A 24,887-nucleotide genomic window follows, 5' to 3' on the forward strand; every position below is an offset into this window, starting at 1 on the left:
CAGAATCTGCTGAATTAGTGAACCAACTTGGTGTCGCGCTTGAACTGAACGTCCTTTTCATACTGATGGATGTTGTTCATCCAGTCGAAGCCAACCGGGGTGTTGTGATCCTGGCAGAACTTGTCCCAAACAGCACCGAATGGGAAGGACTTCAATTCTTCGGTTTCAATCAAACGGGTGGTGAAGTCCGCATTGAGTTCGTCCTTCTTCAACTGATCGATTGGTGCCAACATTGCCTGCAGCAAGCTCTTTTGCGTTGCGCGAGCGCCGACAACCCAAGCAGCAACCCGGTTGATCGTTGCATCAAAGAAGTCAAGACCGATGTGGGTGCGATCCAGATAACCGTCACGAACCAAGGAACGGGTAATCCGAATCAAAGCGTCGTCCATGATAACAACGTGGTCAGAGTCCCAACGAACCGGACGCGAAACGTGCATGAACAAACCTTTGCCGAATGGGAAGAATGCGCTGAACTTGTCAGACACATCTTCTGTTGGGTGGAAGTGTCCGGCATCGATGGTCCAGAGTTTGTTGCGGCTGATCGCGTAGTTTTGATAGAACTCATGTGAGCCGGTGGTGTAGGATTCAATCCCGGTACCAAACAGCTTACCTTCGAAGGATTCAATCGTATTCTTTTCCGGAAGTGGGTCCTTGATAATTTCATCCAAAGCTTTCATCAAGCGCAGACGAGGAGTCTTCTTGTCAATTGGGTTATCTTTGAAGCCATCTGGGAACCAGAAGTTGTTGACAACCTGGCTGCCTAATTTTTCACCGATGTAGTTTGAAATTTCCCGGCTGATCTTGCCATGACGGATCCAGAAATCACGAACTTTAGGATCCGGGGATGAAACGGTCATGTTGTCTTTAACCATTGGGTGGGAGAAGAAGGTGCCGTTAAAGTCAAGGCCGATGCCTTCTTGCTTTGCCCAGTCAATCCAATAATCGAAGTCTTCAGGCTCCAAAGTATCCAAGTCACGCTTCTTGTCGGTAACGGCATAGATAGCGTGCAATTGAACCCGGTGCTTGCCTGGGATCAGGCTCAGAGCTTCGTGTAAGTCGCCGGACAGTTCATCCGGGGTGCGGGCGATGCCAGGATAGTTACCGGAAACCCCGATGCCACCGGTCAGTGCCTGGTTCGGGAACAAGAAACCATGAATATCATCGCCTTGCCAGCAATGGACTGACAAAGGTACCTTTTCCAATTCCTTCATAGCGGCGTCTGTGTCGACACCGATTTCTGCGTAACGTTGCTTGGCAACTTCATATGCCTTATCGACTTCTTCTGGTTTAACCATGTGATAAACGCTCCTTTTTTGAAAATAATTTGAAACTACTTGTTACCAAAATGAAAAACCGAGTTAATCCAAGTGGAAAACTTCATGCAGATCAACGGCTACCGGACTGTTATCCGGATTGGTCTTCATGAGTGGCTCCATGTAAGCCCACCACTTTTTGCAAATATCGGTGTTGGCAATCTGGTTGTACTTATCAACATCCGGTACTTCCAGATAAGCAAACAATTCACCGTTTGCTTTGTTCAGGTAGATGGAATAGTTGGTGGCGCCGTATTCCTTGAGTGCTGCCTTCATTTCCGGCCACAACTCATGGTGCCGCTTTTCGTATTCATCGTACTTGTCAGGATAGACATACATGACTTGGCCAATGCGTGCCATGATCAAACCGCCTCCTTAGATTTTTCAGCTGCCTTTGTCGGCTTTGCTGTCTTCATAAACGCTTTGTACTTCGTCAACACATCAGGATAGGCAGTCGCATTCGGCTGATAAGTCTTCAAGTCAAAGGATTCTCTGATTAACTTGCGACCTGCGACCACGTCCTTAACCGCACCGGTTGTAATCATCTGAACCAGCAAGTTACCGATCGCAGTTGCTTCACTAGGGCCGGCGACTACTTTGATGCCGGCAAGATCAGCCGTCAGTTGATTCATCAAGGTGACATTTGAGCCGCCGCCGACAATGTTGAGGGTATCGATCGGATCGGCAATGATGGTGCTGAGTTTTTGAATCTCGTTGGCATAGTACAGTGCCAGGTTTTCATAAACCGCCCGGGTGAGTTCGCCAGGGGTTTCAAGCTTAGCCTGACCGGTTTCGGCAACGTATTGCTGCAGTTCTTTGATCATGCTCTTCGGATTCTCAAAGCGCTTGTCGTTGACATCAATGAAGACCCGGAATGGCGCGACTTTATCAGCCATTTCCGCCAATTCATTGAAGCTATATTGATCCTTGAGTTCACGCTTAATGCACTGCACGATCCACAAGCCCATGATGTTCTTCAAGAATCGGTACGTCCCATAGGCGCCCCATTCGTTGGTGTAATTTTCTTTGAAGGCATCCTGACCATTTTCTGGGGTGTTTAGTTCCGCCCCGAGTAAGGACCAAGTGCCGGAACTCAAGAATGCCCAGTGATCACCAAGACCTGGCGTACCAACAACGGCACTGGCGGTGTCATGAGTGGCAACCGTAATAACATCCGTGTCTGGAATGTCATACTTCATGTGCCACTTGTGACTGATCTTGCCCAGCGGGGTGCCGGATTCGACCAATTCAGGGAACTGATCTTGCGCGACGTTGACTTCTTTTAGCAAATCCTTGTCGAACAGGCCTTGGCGCAAGTTGAGCATCTGCGTGGTTGACGCATTGGTGACTTCAGTGACCGCATTACCGGTTAACACGTACCCGATATAATCCGGAATCATCAAAATCTTGTCGGCTTTGGCCAGATCATCACGTTCTTCGGTGTATAGCTGATAGAGCGTATTGAAATTCTGGAACTGAATGCCGGTTTTTTCGTAAATATACGACTTTGGCAATTCTGACGTGAGCTTACTGATGGCGCTATTGGTGCGTGCATCCCGGTAGCTTACCGGATCGTGCATCTTCTTACCATCAGCACCAACCAAGACGTAATCAACGGCCCAGGTATCAATGCCCATATCAATCAGCGTGTAACCCATCTTTTTGACTTTCTCCAAGCCAGCAAAGATTTCATCGATAATGTGATCAATTTGCCACCGGTCATGCCCGTTTTCTTTTTTAAAACCGTTCTTGAAGCGGTGGACCTCTTTAATTTGTAATTGTCCGTCAACGACAGCACCGAGCATCAGGCGTCCGCTTGAAGCACCGATGTCAACTGCGACGTATGCTTTCATAAAATTGCACCTCTCTTACCAACAACATTGACGACCGCGTTTCTTGATACGGCACGCGTTCATTTTTCAAAACTATTTGTCTGGATTCATTATCTGCTGAGCGACCGAGTTGCCGGCAGCTTTATTTTTGGCTGCGGTATCGCGATCAGCCTTGGACTTCTCGTCATCGGTGAGGAACTTATCACCGTATTGTTCACGGGTGATTTCTTCAAGGCTCTTGCCCCGCGTCTTGGGCGTCCAGATCGTCCCGATGACCAAGGAGACGAGCAACAGACCGATCATGAAAGTACCAGCGACGGTGAAGCCTAAGCTGCTGAGAATGGCCGGGAAAATAATGGACCAGACACCGGCGCTCGCCCGAACAACGAAGAACATCACACCTTGTGAACCTGCCCGGAACTGGGTCGGGAAGAGCTCGGTTGCCCACAGTGCGTACCATGCCTGAGCACCAATGCCGGCACTGATGCCCCATAAAGCAACGAATGCCCATAAGCTCCATGACTGTGCCATGCCGGCATAAGTCAGGATAATCCATGAAGCGGCAGCCATTGCCGCACCAACGAAGAAGAAGATTCGGTGGTTAGCGCGGTCGCCATACTTAGCAAAGCCGAAGTAGGTTGCTACCGCGGTCAGGATCCATAGAACTGCCTGTAACATGTTGGCTTCCTGGTTAGACAAGCCGCCAGCCGTTTCGTAAACATACGGCATGAAGAAGCCCATCGCGCCGGCAACCAAGTTCCAGAACATGTAAACACCGATTAAGAAGAACAACCACTTAAGCGAAGTTTTATTGGAGAACAAGGTCCGATATGGATGTGATTTTTGACCGGAAGACTTTTCAAATGCCTTGCGATCCTGCCATGCCTTGGATTCGCCAAGACCACGCTGTAATAACCAAGCAACAAATGCAATCACCGTTAGCAAGCCAAACAATATCCGGTTACCTAAAAGACCCATTGGTGCAAGAATGGTTCCAAGAATGAAAATAACGGCTGGTCCTAACGACCAAGCAAACTGTGATACCCCGATGTTCTTAGCACGATTATCATTTTGCGATGTTTCGGAAATATACGTCCAACTAGCAGGAACACCGGCACCAACTGCTAAACCAGTAATCAGAAATCCAGTGAGCAACATTGGAAAACTAACTGCAAACATCACTAAAATCGTTCCAAGCATGTAAACCAACATGTCATAGGTGTAAATTAATTTACGCCCAAACTTATCTGACAGCGGACCGCCGATCAGCGCGCCTAGTGCCGCCCCGAACGCATTCGCCGAGAGTGCCCCGAGCAAGCCGACTTGAAAACTGCTTAGCCCAAAATGTTGGGTCCACAGTGTCAAGCCACTGGCGCCGGCCACGATGCTGCCAGAATCCAGGAAGTTCGTAATCGAAACACGAACCGTGGATTTTAACGAGCTTTTCTCTGAAGCCATTGTGTTACCTCCTGAACATTTATAATTTTGTCATCGCTTACAGTTAACATTTAACCGCTTACATGGTATGGTCACAATGTCAGATAAATATCAGGAGTGGAACATAAACACAGGAGGCCATCATGGAACTATCAGTCTTAAAGCAACTGGAAAGCCTAACGACAATCGAAAAGCAGCAAAAAAACCGGCAGATCTTCAGTGACGATATCCCGCCGACTGCCATCGACCTGCAGGAGTCAAAAGAGTTTAATGTTCCGGTTTTAAACGATTATTTTTTTCGCAACCACGCCATTTACGTCAGCAAGCACAATCGCTTTGCCCCATATCCGATGCACACCCATCAATTTTTTGAAATGAATTATATGTTGCAAGGTAACGCCAACGAAACCGTCAACGGCGATCGGGTTCACTTGTCACAAGGTGATTTGCTCCTATTGGATATCGGTAGCGAGCACTCGATTGATGCGCTTGGGGAAAATGACATCCTCATCAACGTCCTTTTCCGTGACCGCAACATCTCGCTCGACTTTCTTAACCAAATCCAAAGTCAGCAAAGTGTCCTTTATGACTTCATGATTAACCATTTACGAAAAGAGAAAACCGAGAAACGCTACATGGTTTTCCGCAGCGGCATGCATGATATTCGCACGTCACTGGAACGCATCATCGAGGAATACTTCCGTCCGCGACCATTTTCCGACACCATTATTCAAGCAGAATTAACCGTGCTGATTGCCGAATTGATTCGCGGCAATGAACCGACCATCGATGACCCATCGCCGGCCCAAAAGCTAGCGGTTAAGCTGCTTAATGACATCCACAAGCATTACCGCGACTTGTCGCTAGAAGATCTTGCCAATAAATATGCCTATAACAAAAACTATTTAGGCAACTTATTCTCCAAAGAAGTCGGTAAAACTTTTTCCGAAGCCTTGACTCAAGAACGGCTAATCAATGCTCGGCGCCTTATTCAAAATACCAAGAAGCCGATCAGTGAAATCTGCCTCGAAGTCGGCATCAGCAACAAGAGCTTCTTTTATCACAAGTACCATGATCTTTTCGGGAATACGCCTAAAGATGATCGGCAGCACACCAACGGCTACATCTCACCTAGCCACACCAACCCACCGTTAACCATTCTGTAAATATGTTCCGAAATGTTTCACATTTTGGCACCACAAAGCCTGAAATAAACCGTTTTCACCGTGAAACGAAAAAAGTCAACTAAATTCCGGAACATATTCTCATATGTTTAGATGTTGCTCTTGATAAAAAAATGAATTGTGAAAGAATGAACGTGTAATCAATTTATAGCGATTGAAGGAGCGATTTTTATGAAGATCACAGCAGCTGTTGTTGATAAAAAAGGTGCCGATTTTGAAATTCGGGATGATGTCGAATTAGCGCCGATGGGTCCCGACGATTTGCAAGTCCACATGGTTGCGACTGGCATTTGCCATTCTGACGAAGCGTTGCGAATTGGTGACGCGGTCATCGGCTATCCGATCGTCCTAGGCCATGAAGGTTCCGGTATTGTCGAGAAAGTCGGCCCGGAAGTCACCCAGTTTAAACCGGGCGATCACGTTGTCTTGAGTTTCTACGCTTGCGGTAACTGCAAGAACTGTTTACGCGGCATTCCAACGCAGTGCTTGAATTATGCGCATAACAACCTTTCCGGTACCCGTCCGGACGGTTCGGCGCACTTTACGGAAAATGGCAAACCGGTGGCTGACATGTTCGACCAAAGCTCCTTCACCACCACGACCGTTGTTCGCGAACGGAACGCTGTTAAAGTCGACAAGGATCTTGATTTACGTAAGCTTGGACCGTTGGGCTGCGGCTATGTGACTGGTTCCGGTACCGTTTTGAACACGTTGAAACCAAAGCCTGGTGATACGATTGCGGTTACCGGTACTGGTGCGGTTGGCTTGGCTGCGATGATGGCCGGTAAGATTTCCGGCTGCACCAAGGTTATTGCGATCGATATTGTTGATTCGCGGTTGCAGCTGGCTAAAGAGCTGGGTGCGACGGATGTTGTTAACAGTAAAGAAGAAGATCCGGTTGAAGCCGTTAAGAAGCTGACTGGCGGCCTCGGGGTTGACTGGGCTGTTGATACGACTGGTGTTAAGGCGGTTATGGAAGATACGATCCAGATGCTGGCTCAAGGTGGTACCACAGCAACGATTGCGGTTACGCCGCACCATATTGATGTGGATACCTGGAACGATCTGTGCGTTAATGACAAGAAGATTGTCGGCGTTAACATGGGTGATTCGATTCCGCAAATTGATGTGCCGCGGTTGATTGAATTCTACAAGCAAGGCATGTTTGACTTTGACAAGACCGAGAAGTTCTATTCATTCGATCAGATCAACGAAGCTAATGCGGATTCTCGTTCTGGTAAGACGATCAAGCCAGTGCTGATTATTGATAAGGATTATGTGCCTGGGAAGTAAGGCTCGCTCCAATCTGTAAAAAATCAGGCTATGAGTTCTATCATCGCGCCAAACTCCGCAATCTCCGGCGGGGCCTAGGGCTGGCGACCGCGAAGCTAGAGTGGTGGGCACGACTTAGAGCCTCTGCAAAACCGGCAGAGGCTCTAAGCTCGGCCTTGTACTACGCCGGGAAGAGCGCCCGGCTAGTACAATCTCACCACTGAGCCCGCCCCGCCTCCGATTGCTACGCTTTGGCGCTTGGGCTTTTAGATAAGTTTCTTAGCTTTCTGCGAAGACATTTAATCCTTGTATTTTTACCCCTCATCCAAATCCAATCAAAAAACCTGTCATGTTCGCAAATCTTCTTTTGCGAGATGACAGGCTTTTTGTTCTAATTTTTCTAGTTATGAACTTAATCCGGCTCATCCCAGAATTCTAGTGGAATGATGTTGCCGGCGTTCATGGTATTTTTGGGGTCGAAGCTCTTTAGGAGTGTTTTAAGAACCCAGTAGGAGCTGCCGTATTCTTCTTTGATGAATGGGGCGCGGGCTTTGCCGACGCCGTGGTGGTGGGACATGGTGCCACCGCGTTTGAGGGTTTCTTCCACGATGATTTTGTTGATCGGATCGTGGTAGCGGGCCATTTCGCCGGCGGGGTCGTCTTCTGCATCGATGAAGGCATAGACAAAGTACAGGTTCGTGCCGTTGACGTAGCTGTGCGACGAGTGACCGCCGATGCCGTATAGGTTCGGGATTTCTTTTTTCACTCGCGCTGTCACGGCTTCAAAAATGTTGGCAATTTCATGCCAGTTAGCAGCAACTTCGGTCGTGAAGCCGACGAATGGCGTTTTTTCAAGCTGGTTGACTTCAGCGTCGACTTCTTTTTGCGTCCAGGTTAAATGTTTGAACCAGTCAATGATCTCATCAAGCGGTTCGTATGGCTGCGTCTGACTGGATGCTTCGACCATTGCCTTGATAGCGCCAGCCGTGGCGTCGCTGAGTGGTTGTGGGCCTTCTGTTCGGAAAATCAACACCGGCTTTTCGGCGTGTTTTGGATAAAATTGACTCCAATCCTGCGCATCATAAAGGCGAATGACCGATGGCCGATAGCCGGCTGCTACAATGTCGCGCAACAAGCGAAAACCTTCGCGCATGGTGTCGACGGTATAGGCCAGATAATGATACGTGTCCGGTAAATACGGGAACAGCTTGACGGTGACTTCAGTGATGAACGCAATGCTGCCTTCGTTGCCGATAAACACGTGGCGAATGTCGGGACCGACTGACCGACGTGGGACATTTTTAATCCGCACGATGCGGCCATCTGGCATGACGGCTTCCAAACCGACCACCATGTCTTCGATCCCGCCATACAAGGTCGATAGTTGCCCAATGCTGCGGGTGGCAACCAAACCGCCAAAATCGGCTAACGGCTGCGACTGCGGCAAGTGGCCGGTGGTGTAGCCTTTTTCGTTCAGCCAATCTTCGGCCTGCTTTAAGGGTACTCCTGCCTGAACGGTTAGTTGCATATCTTCCGGGTCGAACTTCAAAATTTGATTTAAGCGCGATCCATCCACAATGATGTGGGGTTCGCGGGCACTTTCCAATCCGCGCTCAATCTCTGACCCGCCTGTACGCGGAATCACGTTGACGCCTGTGTCGTTGGCATATTTCAACACCGCCGCCACCTGCGCAACATTTTCCGGATAAACAATCGCGACCGGGATCGGTGCCTGGTAAATTTTTCGGGCCCGGGGATATTTCCGGTAAAAGTCAAGGCTGGCATAGTTTAGCTGGTCTGGATCCACATTGACCTGATCACGGCTGGTTAACTGGATCAGTTGTTGCACAATTGCATCTTTTGTAACGGTATCCATTAGATTCACCTCGTCTACTTTCAATCCCAACTGGCAATCAACGGTTCGCCGACCTTGCCGCGTTCGGCAACGCCGTTAATGGTTTGAAGGTCTTTAAACACCGGATCGGTTAATTGATGCAGATTCTTGTACTTTTCGTATACTTTGGCATATTGTGCGACTGCATCTGCTTGCGGTACAAAGCTGTCGGCCGGCTTCACCATCACCGCAATGGCATCGTCATACGTGCGATATTCGCCAATGCCGACCGCCGCATTGATCGCCGCTCCTAGGCCAGCAGCGTCAGTAATCACGTTGCGCTGCGCTGGTAAGTTGAAAATGTCGGCAATGAGCTGCATGAAAATGTCATTCTGCGCGCCACCGCCTGTGACTACCAGCCGATCAACTTTGCGATCCAATTCCTTCAGCATTGCCGTTGAGTAATCCAGTAGATTAAAGGCAAGTCCTTCAAGAATCGAACGGAACATGTGCCCCCGGTTATGGCGTTCATCCAAGCCGATAAACGCGCCTTTTCTAAACGGGCGATCCGCAGCCGGCTGCCAGTCCAAAATGGTCAACAACCCGTCACTGCCAGGCGGAACCGTGGCCGCCTCGCGCGTCAGCACGTCCAAGGTAGATTCATGGGTTGCATCCCCAATCCCCTGAAATTGCTTGGCAAACCAGCTGACCGTCCACATGCCGCGATAAACGCCGTTGCTTTCATACAAATATTCATTTGGCACATCCGCAAAATTGGTCCAGTAGTAGCGGGTTGTCCCGAACGGATGGTTCTCATTGCCTTGCAACATGGAAGTGGTATAGGTGCCTAGTGACAGCAAGAGATCCGGACCGGTCTTTAGCCCTGCGCCAAGTGCTTCCACCGCCTTATCATTGGCGGTGGCGATCACCGGTAAGCCTTTTGGCAAACCGGTTGCCGCGGCTGCTTCTTCCGTCACATTGCCTAAAATGCCGCCGGGCTTAACCAGTTTGAACAAAGAAGACCGCGGTAGATTAAGGAAATCAAACATCATGTCCTCATCGGTCCAGTCCCACTTGTCCATATCAATTGGCCACGTGCCAATATAACTGGCCGCCGTATCAATGCGATTTCCGGTCAGTCGGTAAGCCAGATAGCCGGTACTTGCGGTTACATACACCGCATCGTCGGTCGTCTTTTCATAGATCTGATGTGCCCGGTCGTCCATCCAGCTAATGGCCGGTTGCGCCAAATCGCCATTTGCCTTTAAAACCAACCGATTAAAGCGAATGCTGCCTAAGCCAATCGCCAGAATTTCATTCACGTCCCCGTCAAACTTCGCCATCAATGCTTTACTGGCGGCTTGCAGCGACGTCCACAAATCATCATCAGGATGCTCAACTACCCCGCCAGCTGCGGTATGCAACGGTTTTAGCGGCTGATGTTCCTGCCACAATGCATTTCCCTGCAAATCAAAAATCGTCAATTTGTTACTCTGCGTTCCTTGATCAATGGCCAGTATATAGCGATCCATTCAACTCGCCCCTTTCGGATATAGCCGAAACATGTTCGGTCGGTAGCAAACGCCTCGTAAAAATTACCAAATCCGCCAGTCCGTTTCGGCTTTTAATCGTAAAAAGAGCGCGCCTCCCTATTTTCAAGGATTGCGCGCTCTTTTTGCTCTGCGCTAATTTTGCCATAAGGTGGTATTCGTGGTGGAAATGCCCGTTGCTCCAGCAGCCAAGTCGGCCATAATCGCTTCTTTTGTGCTGATCAAACCACTGCTGATGAGCGGCACGTCGGTTTCATGGGTAATCCAGGAAACCGCCTGAGGCATAATGCCCGGCATCACGTCAATCATATCGGCATGCCCGACATCATACTGCCGCTGCATCGTATACAGCGTCCGCGAATCGATTAAAAAGAAACGGTGAACGGTCAACATTTTCTTCTGCCGCGCCACGGCCAGCAAGTGGCCCTTGGAGCTCAAAATGCCATCTGCATCGGTTGTTTTGGCAATGAATTCAACGGCACTGGGGCGGCTGGCCAGCCCTTCAACCAGATCCACATCGACAAACACGATCTTCTTGGCTGCTTTTAGCTGCGCCACGATATCCCCAATGTTAAGAATTGACCCATACAAGGTAAAGACAACTTTGACATCTGCGGTCAAGGCAGCGTTTAAGCCTTTATCATCCTGAATCCCGGCAATCACCGGATTAGCCGCGACAACATCTTGCAGTTGCATCTTTTACTCCTTCTTCAAGCCACCAAATGGCATACCCCACGTTGCTAAACTTTCCCCCATGACTGACTGCGGTTACTCTGCTAATGCGTGGGCCTGATAATCCTTGGAATACTGATCCACCGCACGCATGGCCGCAACGATTGCTTCCGGTGACGTATCAAACCGCAATTGATCAATGCCAGTCCAAGCTGCTGCGGCGTCGTTGGCCACCAGCATCAACTCATCATCGGTCGCATCTTCCCAACCAAGATCTTCTAACGTGGTTGGCAGGCCAACCTGCAAGAAGAAGTGCAAATAATGATTAATCACAGCGGTCTCGGCATTTTCCATCAGCAGTTGCGTCAGTAGTGAATACGCCACTTTTTCCCCGTGCATCAAATGCTTGCCCTTCTTCAATGCCGGGAATGAGTTTTGCAAAGCATGTGCCAGGCTGGTACCGCCGCTTTCAAAGCCTAAGCCGCTCATTAAAATGTTGGCTTCAATGACCGCTTCCAGCGCCGGTGTGACCACCTTGGCTTTGTTGGCTTCAAAGGCTTGGGCGCCAAACTCAAAAATCGTATCCGTTGACGCCTGGGCAATTTTCATCGCCGTGATCGTGCCGATGCCTTGCGCATTGGTAAAGCCGTGGATGTCGCCAACTGCCTTAGCTTCAACATAAGTCGACAGCGCATCGCCAAAGCCGGAAGCCAAGAACCGCGGAGGCGCCTGACTGATAACGGCCGGATCAACCAACACCAAATCCGGACTCTTGGTGTGGAACTGGTAGGCATTAAACGTACCATCTTCGTTGTACAGCACTGACAATCGGGAAATCGGCGCATCCGTTGACGCCAGTGTCGGGATAATCACGGTGTAAATGTTCAAATGCTGGCCAATCTCTTTGGCAGTATCGAGCGTTTTGCCACCGCCAATGCCAATCACAAAGTCCGGTGGATCCTTGATTTCATCAATCGCCTTTTGGATCTCTTCCGGTGAAGCCTCACCGCCGAACATCAACTTGGTCACGGTATAGTCATTGTCCTTCAGATAGTCAATGAACCGATCGCCGACCAAGCCGTATACATTCTCATCACCGACAATCACCGCTTTGGAACCGTACCGGCTTAAATACGGATCCGCGTTAAACAAAATGTTCTTAGCCTGAATATAATTCGATGGACTGATAAAAATCTTCGGCAAATCGATTTGCATCATCCGCGCCTCCTGAATCAGCCAAACGTCTCGTTGAGTTCATCAATCAATTTGTTCATGCTTGCTTCGTCACTGTGCACTTGCGGAATGGCAATCAATTGCTCCAGCGACAGATTCTTCACCATTACAACACCAGGGTTGGTTGATGCGCCGGCAACATACTTATCGACAACCTTCATGTACCGCTTATCAGCCAACAGTTCCGACAGCTTGGTATCCTTACTGAACTTAGCCATGGTTAACATCCTCCTCTTTCTTAAACCTTTGGCATTAACGCGCTCACCGGCGCAGGAGCCTACGTGTAAGGACCCTGGTCGCAATGGTCTAAGCCCGGGCCATCACGCCCAAGGCCACTTACACTCCGGCTCCTAACCGCGCCGGTTCGCGCTCATTAAAAAAGAGAGGTAACCAAAACTGGTATACACGAAATACCAGCGGTTATCTCTCTTCTTCTCTCTAACCAATTGAAGCTTATAACAGCGCTTTCATTTTGTCAATTTAAGTGACTCGATTTCCTTTTTTATTTAACGGATTCGGTTGACATTTATAATTTTCGTTTGTTAGTATCGGTTCAATATTTTAATTTTGTTTATTAACGGAGGCAATGATTTATGTTAACTAATGTAAGGCTCGAAGTTCACCAATTGTTCACTGAGAAGACCAGTTTTGCCGCCTCGCACAAAACTGGTATAGGTGCTTAACCATGTTGCAATACATATATCGATTACTAGTGATTTCAGGACTGGCTTTCGTCGCTTATTTTGCTTATGACGCGCACGTCTTTACACCAGGGAAAAAGATTAATCTGAAGCGGGATTTGGTGCTAGGTTTGATTTTTTTGGTTTTGTTGTTTGTGACGGCTTATGTTAGCAAGTTTGTTAATAAGTAGTGGCGACCTGGGTTTCGCTAAATCTTCGCCTTTTGGGATAGCACCATGTTGCACAGATGAATTAATCTTCCCTGATAATTGCGAAGTTGTCACATCTAATTGCTTTGCGATGGCATATGCGGATGATGCAATACGACTACCAGGCAGAAAGGGGCAACCACCTATGTCGACCGAAAAAAGAGAAACTCGATTAAGCATCCGAATTGATCCGGCATTAAAGGAAGCTGCCCAAAACGTCGCGAACGATAAGGGCATGGATTTATCCACTGCCGTTAATATGTTTCTTGCCAAAATGGTCAAAGACCACGCCTTGCCATTTACGCCAACCAGCTTACCAGCCGAAACTCTGCAGGCATTTAAAGAAGCGAAGACCCCAGATAAACTAGAGAAGTATAGCACTTCTGACGCTATGTGGACGGTCTTAGATGTATAGTACGATCTGGTATTTGTGTGCGACTTCAAATAAAACATTCGCCTAATTACAAAAGCATAGCACCCTTATCATTAGAATGCTCTCATTTTGCTGTTTTTGGCAGATTATCGAAGAACCTTATCGCATCAATGTTTTAGAACAATGTCCATAAAAATAGCTCTATCGTGTAAATGCCGTTAAACTGGCACCAATGTGACTTATCAACAGGGCTTATCCACATGCTTGACATCTGAAATGGTATAATGTTTGCAAAGGAGGTTTTGACTATGGCAGGAACACCAGTGAATCACGTTTTAAAGTTCAAAGACAGGCAGTCTTTTGAAGATGCAATTAAAATAATTCACCCAACTGAAACTCGCGAATACAAGGAATCCGTGAAAAGCATGCGAGCTTTTCTAAATGCTGGACCTAAGGTAACTGTGGTCAACCGCCGAGGCAGGAGCAAATAATTGGATGCTGATCATTGTAAATTTGAGACAAACGCACTTTTATCATCGATTGCTGATAACCGTAAGTTTTCAAGCGGCGAGCCAGTGATTGATGCTTTTTTTCACGAAAAAGCAGAACAGTCTGATGCTGAGTTCCACACACAAACAACGTTAATGTTTGCTGACCACAATTTGGTTGGATTCTACTCATCCAGCGTTAGAACCTTTGAAATCAGATACCCTGATTTTAAAGATTTTGTTCGTGAGGAAATGCTTAGACCTGAAGAGTTAGACGCAATGGAGACTGGCGACGAGCTTTCCTATCCAGCAATTAATTTGCAGTATTTTGCAATTAATCAAAATCGACAGAGGAACGGTCTAGGTAGAATAATGATGCGGACCTTTTTATCCGAAATTGCAGCTGCGTATCTCGATCATGGATTAGGTTTTAGTGGAGTGTTTTTATATGCTTTACCAGATGCGGTAATTTTTTACCAAAAGTCCGGTTTTAGGGTGCTTAATGGCATAGATTTTGAGAATGGCCCAGACTTACAACAATATCCTATGTTTCTCAGCACAAAGAAAGTGCTTGACTATTATGCTGAGGGGTAAGTTTCCGAAATATTCAAGAGAACACACAAGGCGAAGGCAAAAAATGTCTTCGCCTTTTTTCGTCTCTCTAGCTTCCTTAGATATTTTTAACTTTTTCAAACCGATGCCGAATTGACAAGCTTCACCGCCTTTTTTCAGCTTTCCATGAATAATTTCCTTATTGACATCATAATATGACGTGCTATATTTAATTGTGTACAATGTTAATGGCGTAAACGTTGTGCATGATGTGGCGGGGAAATTTTCGCTTTCTTTTGAACGCAACTGTCATCTTGGCAATGAAAAATCGCATGCGCGTGATGTCGTGCAAAACATTTTTCACATTTGCCTTGGTCTTTCAAGAAAGAGGGTATTTCATGTTTAAGCACACTCGAAAGTTGCAATACAACGCGAAACCAGATCGTCCGGATCCATTGATGGCTCGCCGGCTGCAGGAATCACTCGGTGGCCAGTGGGGCGAAGTGACAGGGATGATGTCGTACCTGTCGCAGGGCTGGTCGTCTACCGGCAGTGAAAAGTATAAGGATCTGCTGCTGGATACCGGTACCGAAGAAATCGCCCACGTCGAAATGATTTCGACAATGATCGCGCGGCTGCTGGAAGGCGCCCCGATTTATGCGGAAGCCGATGCGTACAAGTCTGATCCCGCATTGGCTGCGGTCATGGGTGGCATGGATCCTGAGCACGCCATTGTGCATGGGATGACCGCTAGTTTGAACAACCCCAATGGTGCTGCGTGGAATGCGGGTTACGCCACTTCCAGCGGTAACTTGGTGGCGGATATGCGGTTCAACGTTGTCCGTGAATCCGAAGCCCGCCTGCAAGTCAGCCGCCTGTATTACATGACCCGCGATGAAGGGATCCGCGACATGCTCAAGTTCCTTTTGGCCCGCGAAACCCAGCATCAGCTGCAATTTATGAAGGCACAGGAAGAGCTGGAGGACAAGTACGGTGTCGTCGTACCAGGTGACATGAAAGACATCGAACACACCAAGTACTCACACGTGTTGATGAACTTCTCGGACGGTGACGGCTCAAAGGCCTTTGAAGGTCAAGTCGCCAAAGACGGCGAAAAGTTCACCTACCAAGAAGATCCTGAAGCCATGGGCGGTGTGCCGACATTCAAACCGGCTGATCCGCATCTCCATAACGATCAAGGATAATCTGATCAAGCGCTCCTTAAACACTAAGATCGGTGGCTGAAACAAAAACCTGCTAGCATGCAAACTGCGCAGACCTGTGATTAAGACGGTGCCGACTGTTTTATCTGTTTGTTTCAGCCCGGTCAAGTCACGCCCCGCCGCATGCCCCCCTCAATTATCAAAGTAACGTTCCGGCAAGGACTGGTTTTAACCAGTTGCTTGCCGGATTTTTTTTGAAAAGATTTGGACGGGACTGGGCGCAACTTCCTTGAGTCTGCTGGTTTTACACCATTTTTACCTGCGTTGGTGAATGAAACCCTTATACTGAAATTGAGAACATATTAACGCGTTCAACGGCGCAGAAGTCTGCGTGTAAGGACCTCAGGCGCAATGGCCAAGAACGGGCCATCACGCCTGAGGCCACTTACACGCCGACTTCTAACCGCGCCGTTTCACGCTCACGCTCACATTAACGCGTTCGCCAGTCCAGAAACCTGCGTGTAAGGACCTTGGTCGCAATGACCAAAACCGGGTCATCACGTCCAAGGCCGCTTACACTCCGGTTTCTAACCGGACTGGCTCACGCTCAGGAGGTACTCTTACATGCATAAAAGTTGGTGGCAGGAAGCCGTGGTTTATCAGGTGTATCCGCGTAGTTTTCAGGATAGCAACGGTGATGGTATCGGCGATTTGCCGGGGATCATTCAACATCTGGATTACATCAAACAGCTCGGTGCCGATGTGATCTGGCTTAACCCGATTTACAAATCACCCAATGCCGATAATGGTTATGACATTGCGGATTACCAGCAGATCATGCCGGAGTTTGGAACGATGGCGGACTTTAAGCGGTTGCTGAAAGAAGCCCATGCGCGCGGCTTGAAAATCATGATGGACTTGGTTGTCAACCACACGTCCGACGAACACCCCTGGTTTCAAGCGGCCAAACAAAGCCGCACGGATCCCCACCACGATTGGTATATCTGGCGCGATCCGGTTGATGGGCATGCCCCAACCAATTGGCGCGCGGATTTCGGCGGCTCAGCATGGACCTATGTGCCGGAGGTCGGTCAGTATTACCTCCATCTTTTCGCCGTCAAACAGCCCGACCTCAACTGGCAAAATCCAGCCGTCCGTGACGCCGTGTTCAATATGATGACGTGGTGGTGCCAACAAGGCATTGACGGTTTTCGGATGGACGTCATTAATCTGATCTCCAAACCTGACGTATTCGAAGACGATCCGCACCTCTTTGAACAGCCCAATGGCAACTCGCTCGGCCTGATTGCCAACGGCCCACACGTACACGATTATTTGCGGGCGATGAATCAAAAGGTGCTGAGCAAGTATGACCTCATGACAGTTGGCGAAGCGCCTGGTGTCACCCCGGCACTGGCGCTCAAGTATACCGGTTTTGACCGCCACGAACTGGAGATGGTCTTCCAATTCAAACATGTCGGCCTCGATAATGATCCGCAGTTCGGTAAGTGGTCGCTGCATCGGCCAAAGTTGACTGACCTCAAGCGCGTCTTGTCCGATTGGCAAACCGCCTTGCATGGGAAAGCCTGGAATAGCCTCTACTGGGACAATCACGATCAAGCCCGCGCCGTTTCCCGCTTCGGCGATGATCGCCCGGCTTTTCGAGTACATTCCGCCAAAATGCTCGCCGCCACATTACATTTTCTCGAAGGCACCCCTTACATTTATCAAGGCGAAGAGCTCGGCATGACCAATGTTGCTTTTCCGTCCATTCACGATTATCACGACCTTGACACACTGAATGCCTGGCATGAACTCGTTGAACAGCAACACGCCTTGGCGCCGGACGACATGCTGAAAAGAATCCACCGCCGTTCGCGGGATAATACCCGTACGCCAATGCAATGGACGGCGGAAAATCAGGCCGGTTTCACCCGCGGCACCCCGTGGCTAGCAGTCAATCCGAATCACACCACGATCAATGCTGCTGCGGCCTTAGCCGATCCAGACTCGGTGTTCTTCTTTTACCAAAAACTCAATCGTCTGCGCAAACAGTATCCGGATTTGATCGTTTATGGCGACTACACCTTACTCGATCCGGATGACGCCGAGGTGTATATGTATCAACGTCACGCCGCTGATCAGGAATTGTTGGTTGTCAGCAACTTCACTGACCAGACACTCACGCGGAACATCACCGACCGCCAGCCGCAAGCTGCCCAGTTGTTACTAAGCAATTATGCTGATGACGCCGGTGATACGTTACGGCCTTATGAAGTTAAGGCATATCTGGGCAAAAAATGATCTTGAAGGCGAAAACACGGGCGCGACAAGCTGTCTCACATAACGTCACGCTTTCACCCCACATGAATAACATAAACAACATAACAACGTCACAATTTCGTCACAACTGCTCGGTAGTATTAACAACATAGAAATGAGCCACCCACTCATTCCTACAAACCCCAACCCAACTTTTTCATTTTTACTCCTCCAAAGTAGAAATCGCCGACCGGTCTCCCAGCCGGTCGGCCAATACATAACAGAGCCCGCTGTTTGCTGAGACAGCGGGCTTTTGTGTGAGCGTGAGTAGGAGCGCTAAGAAATCGAAGTGTCTTTTTGATTGCCTAAAATTGCTTTTACAACATCATGGTCAAAAATTGTTGTGACTAAATTGTTTTTCATGCTAAAATAAAAAAGACGAGGAGCACCGGTTTCCACCCGGTACTCCTCTGGCAGAGCCGTTTCGACGGTTGGCATTTAGTTGAACAATCCATTAAGACCGTTAAACTTCGCCAAAAGTTTTAGTGACGGTCTTTTTGATCGCCTAAAATCGCTTTCACAACATCAATGATGAATGCAGCCAGTGCTAGCGTAAACATAGCAAAGGTTAGCATCAGCATTAATGCGTCAGCAACGGACAACAGGGCACCTCCTTCCGTATAGATTTTGATCATCGCGCATAGGCGACCACCTCACAATACGTTGGATTTGCCAAACCGTCATATTAACTTCTCTGTTACAGCCATCATATCATATGAATTGCAAAAACGCCTACAGCCGCAAAGGTTACAGGCGTTTTTTATTCACCGCAATTTTGCGGTTTTACTTTTCTCTAACATGCTTAAAATACAGGCCGCCGATCACGACGCTCATGAGGATCACGCCACCAATGATCGGTAGGCTCCCAAAGATCAAGTCGCCAGCTCGCGGTAACACTTGGTCTTCGTGATCCTGCTTCGACTTTTTATCATCGTCCGTTTTCCGCCCAGAAGGCACTTCCTGAGAGGCTGACGAAGTTTCCGCAGCTTTGTGACCGTCAAGCTGATCAAAGGCGGTTTGCAATGCGTCTACTGCCTGATCAACAGCCGACTGGTTGGCCTGCGAATCGGCTAAAATCCGCTGAGCTTCCTGTAACGCCTGATCGAACGCCTGCTTTTTGGCCACGCTTGCCAACGAATAACGATCGGTCTTCTTAGCATCAAGCGCCTGATCGATTAGCGTTTTTAAATCATCTTTTTGCACCACTGGAACCGCCTTTGTTGCTTCAAACGCACCGATTGTCGGGTGTTGGAAATCAATCGCTTTGCTGGCAAAGTCTTGGCGAATCGGGAATTTCTCCTTCACTGCCGCTGGCGTCAGTTCATCGACATTGATCCCGGCATTGGCGGCCGGCGATTTGGCTTGTGGAACAAAAGCTGCCAACCCAGTGCGATCAAAAGTGCCGTCTACCTGCTGAATCACCCCGCTTGGCTTAGCCGCGGCATCCACCAACTGCGGATCGGCAAAAATATTGCCACTCACATCAACGGTTCCGGCATGGCTCTCGTCCATCAGCGCCTGTGGGTAAAACAGGTTGTGATCCAAACGTCCTTCGGTAAAGACCGGTCGTTTGGTGCCATTTTGGTTCACCACAAAGCGCGGCACATTGCCACCCGGTGCGTAAACCAGATTATTAACGAATCGAATTCCGGTCTGGCCATTGTTGGAAATCATCAGGTTCTTCACGGCTTTGCCGACAATAAACGTGTTGTTGTTGAACAGCGGGAAGCCATTGATGCCATCAGCCTTACCTGAAACTACGAAAATCAGATGATTCAATGCAGGCGATGGCACGTCCTTCACATCGTTCACACTGAGGTTATAACGAAAAACATTGTCCGTTTGGTGGTCGCCCATAAAGAGCGTGAACCCACCAGAATTGTCATGCGAGTAATTGTACTGATAGACCCCTTTGGATGCAAACCCATCAAAATCAAACGCTGCACCATCGAGGTAATGGTTGGGAATGTCAAACACTTCATTATATTGGGCTAAATTGTATTCCCCGCCCATGAACCACAATCCGGCAAAGTTTTTGCTGGCACCGGCTGCGTTTTTGGAGTTCGGCATACTATTGGCAGCTTGCACCGTATTATACTCGGCGGTCCCATTTTCACTGGAACTAATGACAATTCCGTCACCGGCACTGTTGCGGATGTAATTATGTCTAAAAATGGTTTTGGCGCTGGCCTGAAAAGAGTATTGATCCCAACCGCCGGGTAAGACCGAGGCATTGGCATCGTTACGTAAACCTTCATTGGCAACGTCCGTGATCACGTTATGGGTTGCGGTCGCATCGGTATTGCCGACTATAATAATACCCCCGGAATTTTTACCGGCCGCCACCATTTTCCCCGTCTGATCAGGAATCAAGTCACTTTGATAAGCGCCATCGACGTTGTGCACATTATTATTGGTAATCGTAATGCCCGTGCGGTGTGATGCTTTAAAAATCGCCAACTTTTGCTGAACTGCCGCCGCATCGTTTCCACTCGGATATGCGGTCTGAATATCTGACGCAACCAAAATACCGATCCGCATTCCTTGCCGATTTCCGTCGCCCGCAGCATTCGTCACCTCCAAGTCAGAAATCGTCCAGTGATTCGCATTCCACAGCTCAACGGTTCCGGTCATTAAATTAAGATTACTCAACTTACGCTCGTGATAGGGATTTTTGTTGGCTGTTGTCCCTAAGCCATTGATAATCGCCTTTTTGCCTGTGCTGCCTTGGTTGTAACTACCAATGGTAATCGGCGCTGTGCTAGTGCCATCACCGTTCTTGGCGCCATCCAGGATCAACTGGCCATTCCAAACACCATTGGCATCAAAAAGAATGCGATCGCCCGGTTGAAATTTCGTCGCCGCTACCTTCTCTAGCGATTGCCACGGCTGATCGGCAGATAGCCCGTCATGACTGTCACTGCCGTTGTTGGCCACATAAAATGTTCGCGGCCCGGCAGCTAACGAACGTTGCGGCGCCTGCCCGTTGATCATCACCGCCAACCCCAGCAACGCCAGCAAAAAAGCCAAAATTTTTCCTTGTGTCACCCGCCATCGTTTCATGATGTCCCTCCATTTCAGGCAAAGGTTTCCTTGGCAAGCTGCGCCGGATCGCCTTGCACTTCGGCTTGTTTAGCTCGCTTTTCTAACGTCTTCGCCAGTTGCGCTTGTAAAATCTTAGCCGTCACATCTTCTTTCACATCAGAAAAAGGAACAAATCCACCCTTTGCTGAGGCTGTGACCCGCACCAAACTCATTTTTTGATCCGACAACCACGCCGCAAAAATCTGCCCGACATGACCGGTCTGATCATTGGTGGCCCTTAAGTAGGCACCATAGTATTGGTCAGCATCATGCAGCGAGTCATTTTGCCCAAGCTGGCCATGAAAACCTGCTGTGCCAAACGCTTTTTGCACACTAGCCAAATCGGTTTGCTGCCCGTTAAACCGCTGAACCAATTCCGTGAACTCACTAAGGTCGCTGATCTTCCCGGGCTCAAAAGTCAGCGTCTCATAATGAATCAGATCAGGCCGCGCCCAGTACTTTCTTTTATGCTGCCGATAAAAAGCAGTTTGCTGCTGACTCGTCACCGACTTGCGATGCGTCTTGACGTATTGCGCCTGCAGCTTGAGCATCAACTCGCGATGTTGTTTCTGCGCTGCCGCCATCCCCGTCAGATCGGCACCGGTGCCTTGCGTCTTCTTCAAGCCATCAAACTCCGCCAACGGTTTCGTCAGCAGTTTGGCTTTCACCAGCGCCTGATCCTCAATCACAAACTGCTTCAGTTTATTCATCGCTTGTGCTTGCGCGGCCTGCTGCGGCGTCTGGCGTCCGTACTTAGTCTGCCAAAATTGTGCGTTGTACTTAGCGTGATATTTCGTCACATAACGATTGACCGTCAGCGCTTTTTCATTCTGTAAAAAGAGGCGGTAAACTTTTGCCGACATCGGTGTGCCCGCTACGGATAGCGCGTCGGCTGGTTTAAGCGCCTGGCAACCACCAATTAAACTGGCAAGGATGCCGAGTAGAAAAAGCGGCACCCACTTCCATCGCTTCGCTTTCATCTTTTTCATTGCTAAAACACCTGAAAATGTTGTGCTACCTGCTGCCCCTGCCGTTCCAAAATGTTCAAACTACCATAGGCTTCGGTCCCGTCGAACCAGTAAAGCTTGCGGCCGACGATCGTGTTTTCCGGCTGTAACGTCACTAAAAAGTTACGCTCGCTGTCCAAATCTACCCGGAACCCAGTCGCCAACCGCTGCGGTACCACGGCATCGCGATCACCAGACTGCTGTGCCGCGATCGGCGTGATGGTGACAGGCTGTTGCCGTGGTGACAAAACCGCTGCTTGAACCGTGAAATCAGTAAAAATCGTTTCACTTTCCAGCCGCGTCAAATGTTCGAGCGTGTTGTACCGCGGTGAAAATAATTGCTGACTGGCCCAAACCTGATCATCTGTCAGCGCAAAATTCGCGATATCGCCTAATTGATACACAGTGTCGGACTGTGTCACGGTTAACTGCGGGGCTACTTGCCAAAAACGCTTGAGGGAATGCTGACCGGGATGATGAATCATATCAACTATCAGCCACAGCCGCTCCTGACTTAAGCTAATAAACAAGCGGGTGACCACCGCCGGAACTGTCTGCGAGTGATCAAGAAACGTTAGCTTAACCGCCTGACCACCGGCAAAATCCACTAGCGCATGATTCAACGGTGTTGCAACGTACCGATACTTCCACGAATCATTAGGCAAGCTAAACGCCCGATGGTCAAGCATCACCGTATTATGCGCGGCCACCGACTTGAGCTGCCGCCGCTCAGTGCCATCGACGTATGTGTAGCGACCCGGATCAACTAAGACATCCTGACCGCCGATCGTCAAATCCACATGTCCCAGCGCCGCATGTCCATGACCGCTGCCTAAATCGCCATTAAAGACATGCCAATAATCCGCATGCTCGCCCCAATCAGAGCGCCAAAAGTAATTACCACTGGTAGGTGCGGCAAACTCTTTCGGCAGCGGTGTTTTAGTTTCGGTTTTGGCTGGCAGCTGCCACTGCTGATGAGCGAGTTCCAATAATCCAAAATCAACAATCGGCGCTAATCGTTGCTCCAACGGCGACGCCTGCTGCAAAATAGCCGCTGACGCATTGTACAGACTGTCAATCCGAATGGCATCAGTGTCGCCTTGCTGCAGTAACAATAAATCCGGCTTCACATACTGCGTGATCATCTGCTGCATGGCGCGGGCTTTTGTCAGTACAATCGGCGCAACTGCCACCTCGGCTCGCTGTTGCGCGGCAATCACAGCTAGGGTGCTTCGCCAAACTTCAAGCAGATAAAGCGGCGACTGCTCCCACTGCATCCCTTGCGCATCAACCTGCAAATCCAATTCGGTCTCAAACTTTTGCTGCGCCCACTGGACAATTGCTGGGGGCAAAACCTTGGAAAAGCGTGCCGCATATACCAAGATGCCCGTGGTGATTAACACGCCCCAGTTACTGATATCAAACTTTTCCGTATAGTTCTGCTGCAAGTACGTCGCCTGAACATTGACCGCTTCTTCAATGCGGGCTTGCTCTTCCCGGCTTAACTGCTGATCTTCCAGCAGATTTGCCACAACGGCCGTCCAGTTCAGCAACCGAATGCCGGTATCAATCGTCCGCCATGTCGCCGGCACTGCCAGATTTTCATCAATCCAGCTGAACAGCAAAGCTTTCATTTTAGCCTGATAGTCACTTCGACCGGTTTCGTAATAAGCTTCCAAAAGATCCAGCAAATATTCCTGACGTTTCAACATGTACAACCACTCCGGATCACCATTCGGCGTCTGCTGCCACGTGATCGGATTCATGGTGTAACTCACCTGCGTCGGCTCCATCGCATAGGGGCTATCAAATAAAAATTGGTTCTTTAATAATCGGTCGGCATTTTTGCGGGCATCATCCGTGAGATGCTGTTGCTGACTCAACTGCTGAATGTACGTGCTCCAACTCGTTTCTGTCACCTGTCGCCGCCTCCTTCACAACACCAGCAATTCCCATCCGCTTGACCGTAATCACGGTATTCGCCGCAATTTCAACTTGAACGTCTTCCTGATTCAAATGTTTGATTTTACCGATAATGCCATCAATCAAAACAATCTGATCGCCGGGTTTCAGGTTTGCGTGCATCTGATCAACCATCTTGGCCTGTTTGCGCATCGCCGACCGCTTAGCCAACGGAATTGCGACCAGGTACAGTGCACACACGATGACTAACAGAACAATCAATGCAATTTGCCATATTGTCATCAGATGCCATCTCCTTCATCTTCGTGCTTAATATCCGGCACCGGCACTTCGTCAGAGTTGGTCTTCATCCTGTCTGGCAAAATTTCAATCAAGTCTTTTGACAAGGTAACCGTATGCCGGAGTGTTTCATCAACGCTGGCATCGTCAAAGCCGCCCATGTTTTTGGCATACAGATCCAAAATCAAGTTCAACGGCGCACTGGAGATAATGTATTGGTGCGGCCGATTTTGTTCCAGCATCAACCGCGCAACGATTTGATGCGGCGCGCCACCGGTCATGTCGGCAAAGACTAAAACATGGTCATTTTCATCAAGAAAAGTTTTTAATCGTTGCTCGAATTGCTCGTGGGTCGTCGTTTCATCCAGATTAAACGCAGTCATGCCATCTGTGGTTCCGATCAACAACTTCAAGGCGGACAATACCCCTTCTGGATAACGCCCGTGACCAACAACTGCCATTGCATAATTCATGTGTTCA

Annotated in this window: 24 protein-coding genes; 8 read left to right on the plus strand and 16 right to left on the minus strand. The window is 49.0% G+C overall.

The window, feature by feature from the left end; genetic code table 11:
• Positions 1–14: 14 nt before the first annotated feature.
• From LACZS1_RS12775 to LACZS1_RS12790, 4 genes are all read right to left on the minus strand, one after another.
• Positions 15–1,295 carry an L-rhamnose isomerase gene (locus tag LACZS1_RS12775; protein ID WP_070651328.1) on the minus strand — a complete coding sequence of 427 codons (1,281 nt, stop codon included), beginning with the start codon at positions 1,293–1,295 and terminating at the stop codon, positions 15–17.
• A gap of 63 nt (positions 1,296–1,358) precedes the next feature.
• Positions 1,359–1,673 carry an L-rhamnose mutarotase gene (gene rhaM, locus LACZS1_RS12780; RefSeq protein ID WP_047107002.1) on the minus strand — a complete coding sequence of 105 codons (315 nt, stop codon included), beginning with the start codon at positions 1,671–1,673 and terminating at the stop codon, positions 1,359–1,361.
• A gap of 2 nt (positions 1,674–1,675) precedes the next feature.
• Complete coding sequence (gene rhaB / locus LACZS1_RS12785) at positions 1,676–3,166, minus strand: rhamnulokinase (RefSeq protein ID WP_070651326.1); 1,491 nt, start codon at positions 3,164–3,166, stop codon at positions 1,676–1,678.
• A 72-nt stretch (positions 3,167–3,238) separates the two neighbouring features.
• Positions 3,239–4,603 carry an MFS transporter gene (locus tag LACZS1_RS12790; protein WP_070651325.1) on the minus strand — a complete coding sequence of 455 codons (1,365 nt, stop codon included), beginning with the start codon at positions 4,601–4,603 and terminating at the stop codon, positions 3,239–3,241.
• A 122-nt stretch (positions 4,604–4,725) separates the two neighbouring features.
• Here LACZS1_RS12790 and LACZS1_RS12795 point away from each other — a divergent pair, with 122 nt between their 5' ends.
• Both LACZS1_RS12795 and LACZS1_RS12800 read left to right on the plus strand, forming a co-directional pair.
• On the plus strand, positions 4,726–5,748 hold the full coding sequence (locus tag LACZS1_RS12795) for an AraC family transcriptional regulator (RefSeq protein WP_049172776.1): 1,023 nt from the start codon (positions 4,726–4,728) through the stop codon (positions 5,746–5,748).
• A gap of 189 nt (positions 5,749–5,937) precedes the next feature.
• Positions 5,938–7,059 (plus strand): NAD(P)-dependent alcohol dehydrogenase, encoded by a 1,122-nt coding sequence (locus tag LACZS1_RS12800; RefSeq protein ID WP_047106997.1) that lies wholly within the window; start codon positions 5,938–5,940, stop codon positions 7,057–7,059.
• 391 nt (positions 7,060–7,450) lie between these two features.
• Here LACZS1_RS12800 and LACZS1_RS12805 read toward each other — a convergent pair whose 3' ends face one another.
• The 5 genes from LACZS1_RS12805 to LACZS1_RS12825 all read right to left on the minus strand — a co-directional run bounded on the left by LACZS1_RS12805 (position 7,451) and on the right by LACZS1_RS12825 (position 12,545).
• Positions 7,451–8,914 (minus strand): FAD-binding oxidoreductase, encoded by a 1,464-nt coding sequence (locus LACZS1_RS12805; RefSeq protein WP_070651323.1) that lies wholly within the window; start codon positions 8,912–8,914, stop codon positions 7,451–7,453.
• Positions 8,915–8,934: 20 nt separating this feature from the next.
• Positions 8,935–10,404, minus strand: a complete 1,470-nt coding sequence (locus LACZS1_RS12810; protein WP_070651322.1) for an FGGY-family carbohydrate kinase — start codon at positions 10,402–10,404, stop codon at positions 8,935–8,937.
• A 153-nt stretch (positions 10,405–10,557) separates the two neighbouring features.
• Positions 10,558–11,118: a glycerol-3-phosphate responsive antiterminator gene (locus LACZS1_RS12815; RefSeq protein ID WP_047106995.1), complete on the minus strand. Its 561-nt coding sequence runs from the start codon at positions 11,116–11,118 to the stop codon at positions 10,558–10,560.
• A 72-nt stretch (positions 11,119–11,190) separates the two neighbouring features.
• Positions 11,191–12,312 (minus strand): glycerol dehydrogenase, encoded by a 1,122-nt coding sequence (locus tag LACZS1_RS12820; RefSeq protein ID WP_306402753.1) that lies wholly within the window; start codon positions 12,310–12,312, stop codon positions 11,191–11,193.
• 14 nt (positions 12,313–12,326) lie between these two features.
• Complete coding sequence (locus tag LACZS1_RS12825) at positions 12,327–12,545, minus strand: hypothetical protein (RefSeq protein ID WP_010490734.1); 219 nt, start codon at positions 12,543–12,545, stop codon at positions 12,327–12,329.
• A 467-nt stretch (positions 12,546–13,012) separates the two neighbouring features.
• On the opposite strand from LACZS1_RS12825, the gene LACZS1_RS12830 reads away from it, so the two are divergent.
• From LACZS1_RS12830 to LACZS1_RS12855, 6 genes are all read left to right on the plus strand, one after another.
• A complete protein-coding gene (locus LACZS1_RS12830) occupies positions 13,013–13,198 on the plus strand; it encodes a hypothetical protein (RefSeq protein WP_010490732.1) in 186 nt (61 codons plus the stop codon).
• A gap of 163 nt (positions 13,199–13,361) precedes the next feature.
• Entirely contained in the window at positions 13,362–13,631 is a 270-nt protein-coding gene (locus tag LACZS1_RS12835; protein ID WP_070651320.1) for a type II toxin-antitoxin system RelB/DinJ family antitoxin, read from the plus strand.
• Between the two features lie 266 nt (positions 13,632–13,897).
• Positions 13,898–14,080 (plus strand): hypothetical protein, encoded by a 183-nt coding sequence (locus LACZS1_RS12840; RefSeq protein ID WP_070651318.1) that lies wholly within the window; start codon positions 13,898–13,900, stop codon positions 14,078–14,080.
• Positions 14,081–14,671, plus strand: a complete 591-nt coding sequence (locus tag LACZS1_RS12845) for a GNAT family N-acetyltransferase (protein ID WP_070651315.1) — start codon at positions 14,081–14,083, stop codon at positions 14,669–14,671.
• Between the two features lie 356 nt (positions 14,672–15,027).
• The gene (locus LACZS1_RS12850; protein ID WP_047106992.1) at positions 15,028–15,834 is read left to right on the plus strand and encodes a manganese catalase; all 807 of its coding nucleotides are present in this window, start codon (positions 15,028–15,030) and stop codon (positions 15,832–15,834) included.
• Between the two features lie 582 nt (positions 15,835–16,416).
• Positions 16,417–18,096 (plus strand): glycoside hydrolase family 13 protein, encoded by a 1,680-nt coding sequence (locus LACZS1_RS12855; protein ID WP_306402869.1) that lies wholly within the window; start codon positions 16,417–16,419, stop codon positions 18,094–18,096.
• 294 nt (positions 18,097–18,390) lie between these two features.
• Here the strand turns inward: LACZS1_RS12855 and LACZS1_RS12860 are convergent, their stop codons facing one another.
• The 7 genes from LACZS1_RS12860 to LACZS1_RS12890 all read right to left on the minus strand — a co-directional run bounded on the left by LACZS1_RS12860 (position 18,391) and on the right by LACZS1_RS12890 (position 24,880).
• Positions 18,391–18,552 carry a hypothetical protein gene (locus LACZS1_RS12860; protein ID WP_168165307.1) on the minus strand — a complete coding sequence of 54 codons (162 nt, stop codon included), beginning with the start codon at positions 18,550–18,552 and terminating at the stop codon, positions 18,391–18,393.
• 44 nt (positions 18,553–18,596) lie between these two features.
• On the minus strand, positions 18,597–18,716 hold the full coding sequence (locus tag LACZS1_RS12865) for a putative holin-like toxin (protein WP_070651311.1): 120 nt from the start codon (positions 18,714–18,716) through the stop codon (positions 18,597–18,599).
• Between the two features lie 181 nt (positions 18,717–18,897).
• The gene (locus LACZS1_RS12870) at positions 18,898–21,177 is read right to left on the minus strand and encodes a right-handed parallel beta-helix repeat-containing protein (protein WP_070651309.1); all 2,280 of its coding nucleotides are present in this window, start codon (positions 21,175–21,177) and stop codon (positions 18,898–18,900) included.
• A gap of 14 nt (positions 21,178–21,191) precedes the next feature.
• On the minus strand, positions 21,192–22,187 hold the full coding sequence (locus LACZS1_RS12875; protein ID WP_083311597.1) for a hypothetical protein: 996 nt from the start codon (positions 22,185–22,187) through the stop codon (positions 21,192–21,194).
• A 2-nt stretch (positions 22,188–22,189) separates the two neighbouring features.
• Entirely contained in the window at positions 22,190–24,124 is a 1,935-nt protein-coding gene (locus tag LACZS1_RS12880) for a heparinase II/III domain-containing protein (RefSeq protein ID WP_070651306.1), read from the minus strand.
• Entirely contained in the window at positions 24,060–24,410 is a 351-nt protein-coding gene (yajC, locus tag LACZS1_RS12885) for a preprotein translocase subunit YajC (protein ID WP_070651304.1), read from the minus strand. The genes LACZS1_RS12880 and yajC overlap by 65 nt, the downstream gene beginning before the upstream one ends.
• Positions 24,410–24,880: a PTS sugar transporter subunit IIA gene (locus tag LACZS1_RS12890; RefSeq protein ID WP_047106987.1), complete on the minus strand. Its 471-nt coding sequence runs from the start codon at positions 24,878–24,880 to the stop codon at positions 24,410–24,412. The genes yajC and LACZS1_RS12890 overlap by 1 nt, the downstream gene beginning before the upstream one ends.
• Positions 24,881–24,887: the final 7 nt, after the last annotated feature.

It is taken from the genome of Lacticaseibacillus zeae subsp. silagei (genome assembly GCF_030770335.1).
Lineage (GTDB): Bacteria > Bacillota > Bacilli > Lactobacillales > Lactobacillaceae > Lacticaseibacillus > Lacticaseibacillus zeae.

Excerpts from the sequence above, each read along its gene's own strand:
- LACZS1_RS12800 (WP_047106997.1), top strand. The coding sequence starts at position 5,938 with ATGAAGATCACAGCAGCTGTTGTTGATAAAAAAGGTGCCGATTTTGAA.
- LACZS1_RS12855 (WP_306402869.1), top strand. The coding sequence starts at position 16,417 with ATGCATAAAAGTTGGTGGCAGGAAGCCGTGGTTTATCAGGTGTATCCG.
- LACZS1_RS12890 (WP_047106987.1), bottom strand. The coding sequence starts at position 24,880 with ATGAATTATGCAATGGCAGTTGTTGGTCACGGGCGTTATCCAGAAGGG.
- LACZS1_RS12860 (WP_168165307.1), bottom strand. The coding sequence starts at position 18,552 with ATGCCAACCGTCGAAACGGCTCTGCCAGAGGAGTACCGGGTGGAAACC.
- LACZS1_RS12835 (WP_070651320.1), top strand. The coding sequence starts at position 13,362 with ATGTCGACCGAAAAAAGAGAAACTCGATTAAGCATCCGAATTGATCCG.
- LACZS1_RS12795 (WP_049172776.1), top strand. The coding sequence starts at position 4,726 with ATGGAACTATCAGTCTTAAAGCAACTGGAAAGCCTAACGACAATCGAA.
- LACZS1_RS12805 (WP_070651323.1), bottom strand. The coding sequence starts at position 8,914 with ATGGATACCGTTACAAAAGATGCAATTGTGCAACAACTGATCCAGTTA.
- yajC (WP_070651304.1), bottom strand. The coding sequence starts at position 24,410 with ATGACAATATGGCAAATTGCATTGATTGTTCTGTTAGTCATCGTGTGT.
- rhaB (WP_070651326.1), bottom strand. The coding sequence starts at position 3,166 with ATGAAAGCATACGTCGCAGTTGACATCGGTGCTTCAAGCGGACGCCTG.
- rhaM (WP_047107002.1), bottom strand. The coding sequence starts at position 1,673 with ATGGCACGCATTGGCCAAGTCATGTATGTCTATCCTGACAAGTACGAT.
- LACZS1_RS12810 (WP_070651322.1), bottom strand. The coding sequence starts at position 10,404 with ATGGATCGCTATATACTGGCCATTGATCAAGGAACGCAGAGTAACAAA.
- LACZS1_RS12815 (WP_047106995.1), bottom strand. The coding sequence starts at position 11,118 with ATGCAACTGCAAGATGTTGTCGCGGCTAATCCGGTGATTGCCGGGATT.
- LACZS1_RS12840 (WP_070651318.1), top strand. The coding sequence starts at position 13,898 with ATGGCAGGAACACCAGTGAATCACGTTTTAAAGTTCAAAGACAGGCAG.
- LACZS1_RS12850 (WP_047106992.1), top strand. The coding sequence starts at position 15,028 with ATGTTTAAGCACACTCGAAAGTTGCAATACAACGCGAAACCAGATCGT.
- LACZS1_RS12825 (WP_010490734.1), bottom strand. The coding sequence starts at position 12,545 with ATGGCTAAGTTCAGTAAGGATACCAAGCTGTCGGAACTGTTGGCTGAT.
- LACZS1_RS12820 (WP_306402753.1), bottom strand. The coding sequence starts at position 12,312 with ATGATGCAAATCGATTTGCCGAAGATTTTTATCAGTCCATCGAATTAT.
- LACZS1_RS12870 (WP_070651309.1), bottom strand. The coding sequence starts at position 21,177 with ATGAAACGATGGCGGGTGACACAAGGAAAAATTTTGGCTTTTTTGCTG.
- LACZS1_RS12830 (WP_010490732.1), top strand. The coding sequence starts at position 13,013 with ATGTTGCAATACATATATCGATTACTAGTGATTTCAGGACTGGCTTTC.
- LACZS1_RS12775 (WP_070651328.1), bottom strand. The coding sequence starts at position 1,295 with ATGGTTAAACCAGAAGAAGTCGATAAGGCATATGAAGTTGCCAAGCAA.
- LACZS1_RS12875 (WP_083311597.1), bottom strand. The coding sequence starts at position 22,187 with ATGAAAAAGATGAAAGCGAAGCGATGGAAGTGGGTGCCGCTTTTTCTA.
- LACZS1_RS12790 (WP_070651325.1), bottom strand. The coding sequence starts at position 4,603 with ATGGCTTCAGAGAAAAGCTCGTTAAAATCCACGGTTCGTGTTTCGATT.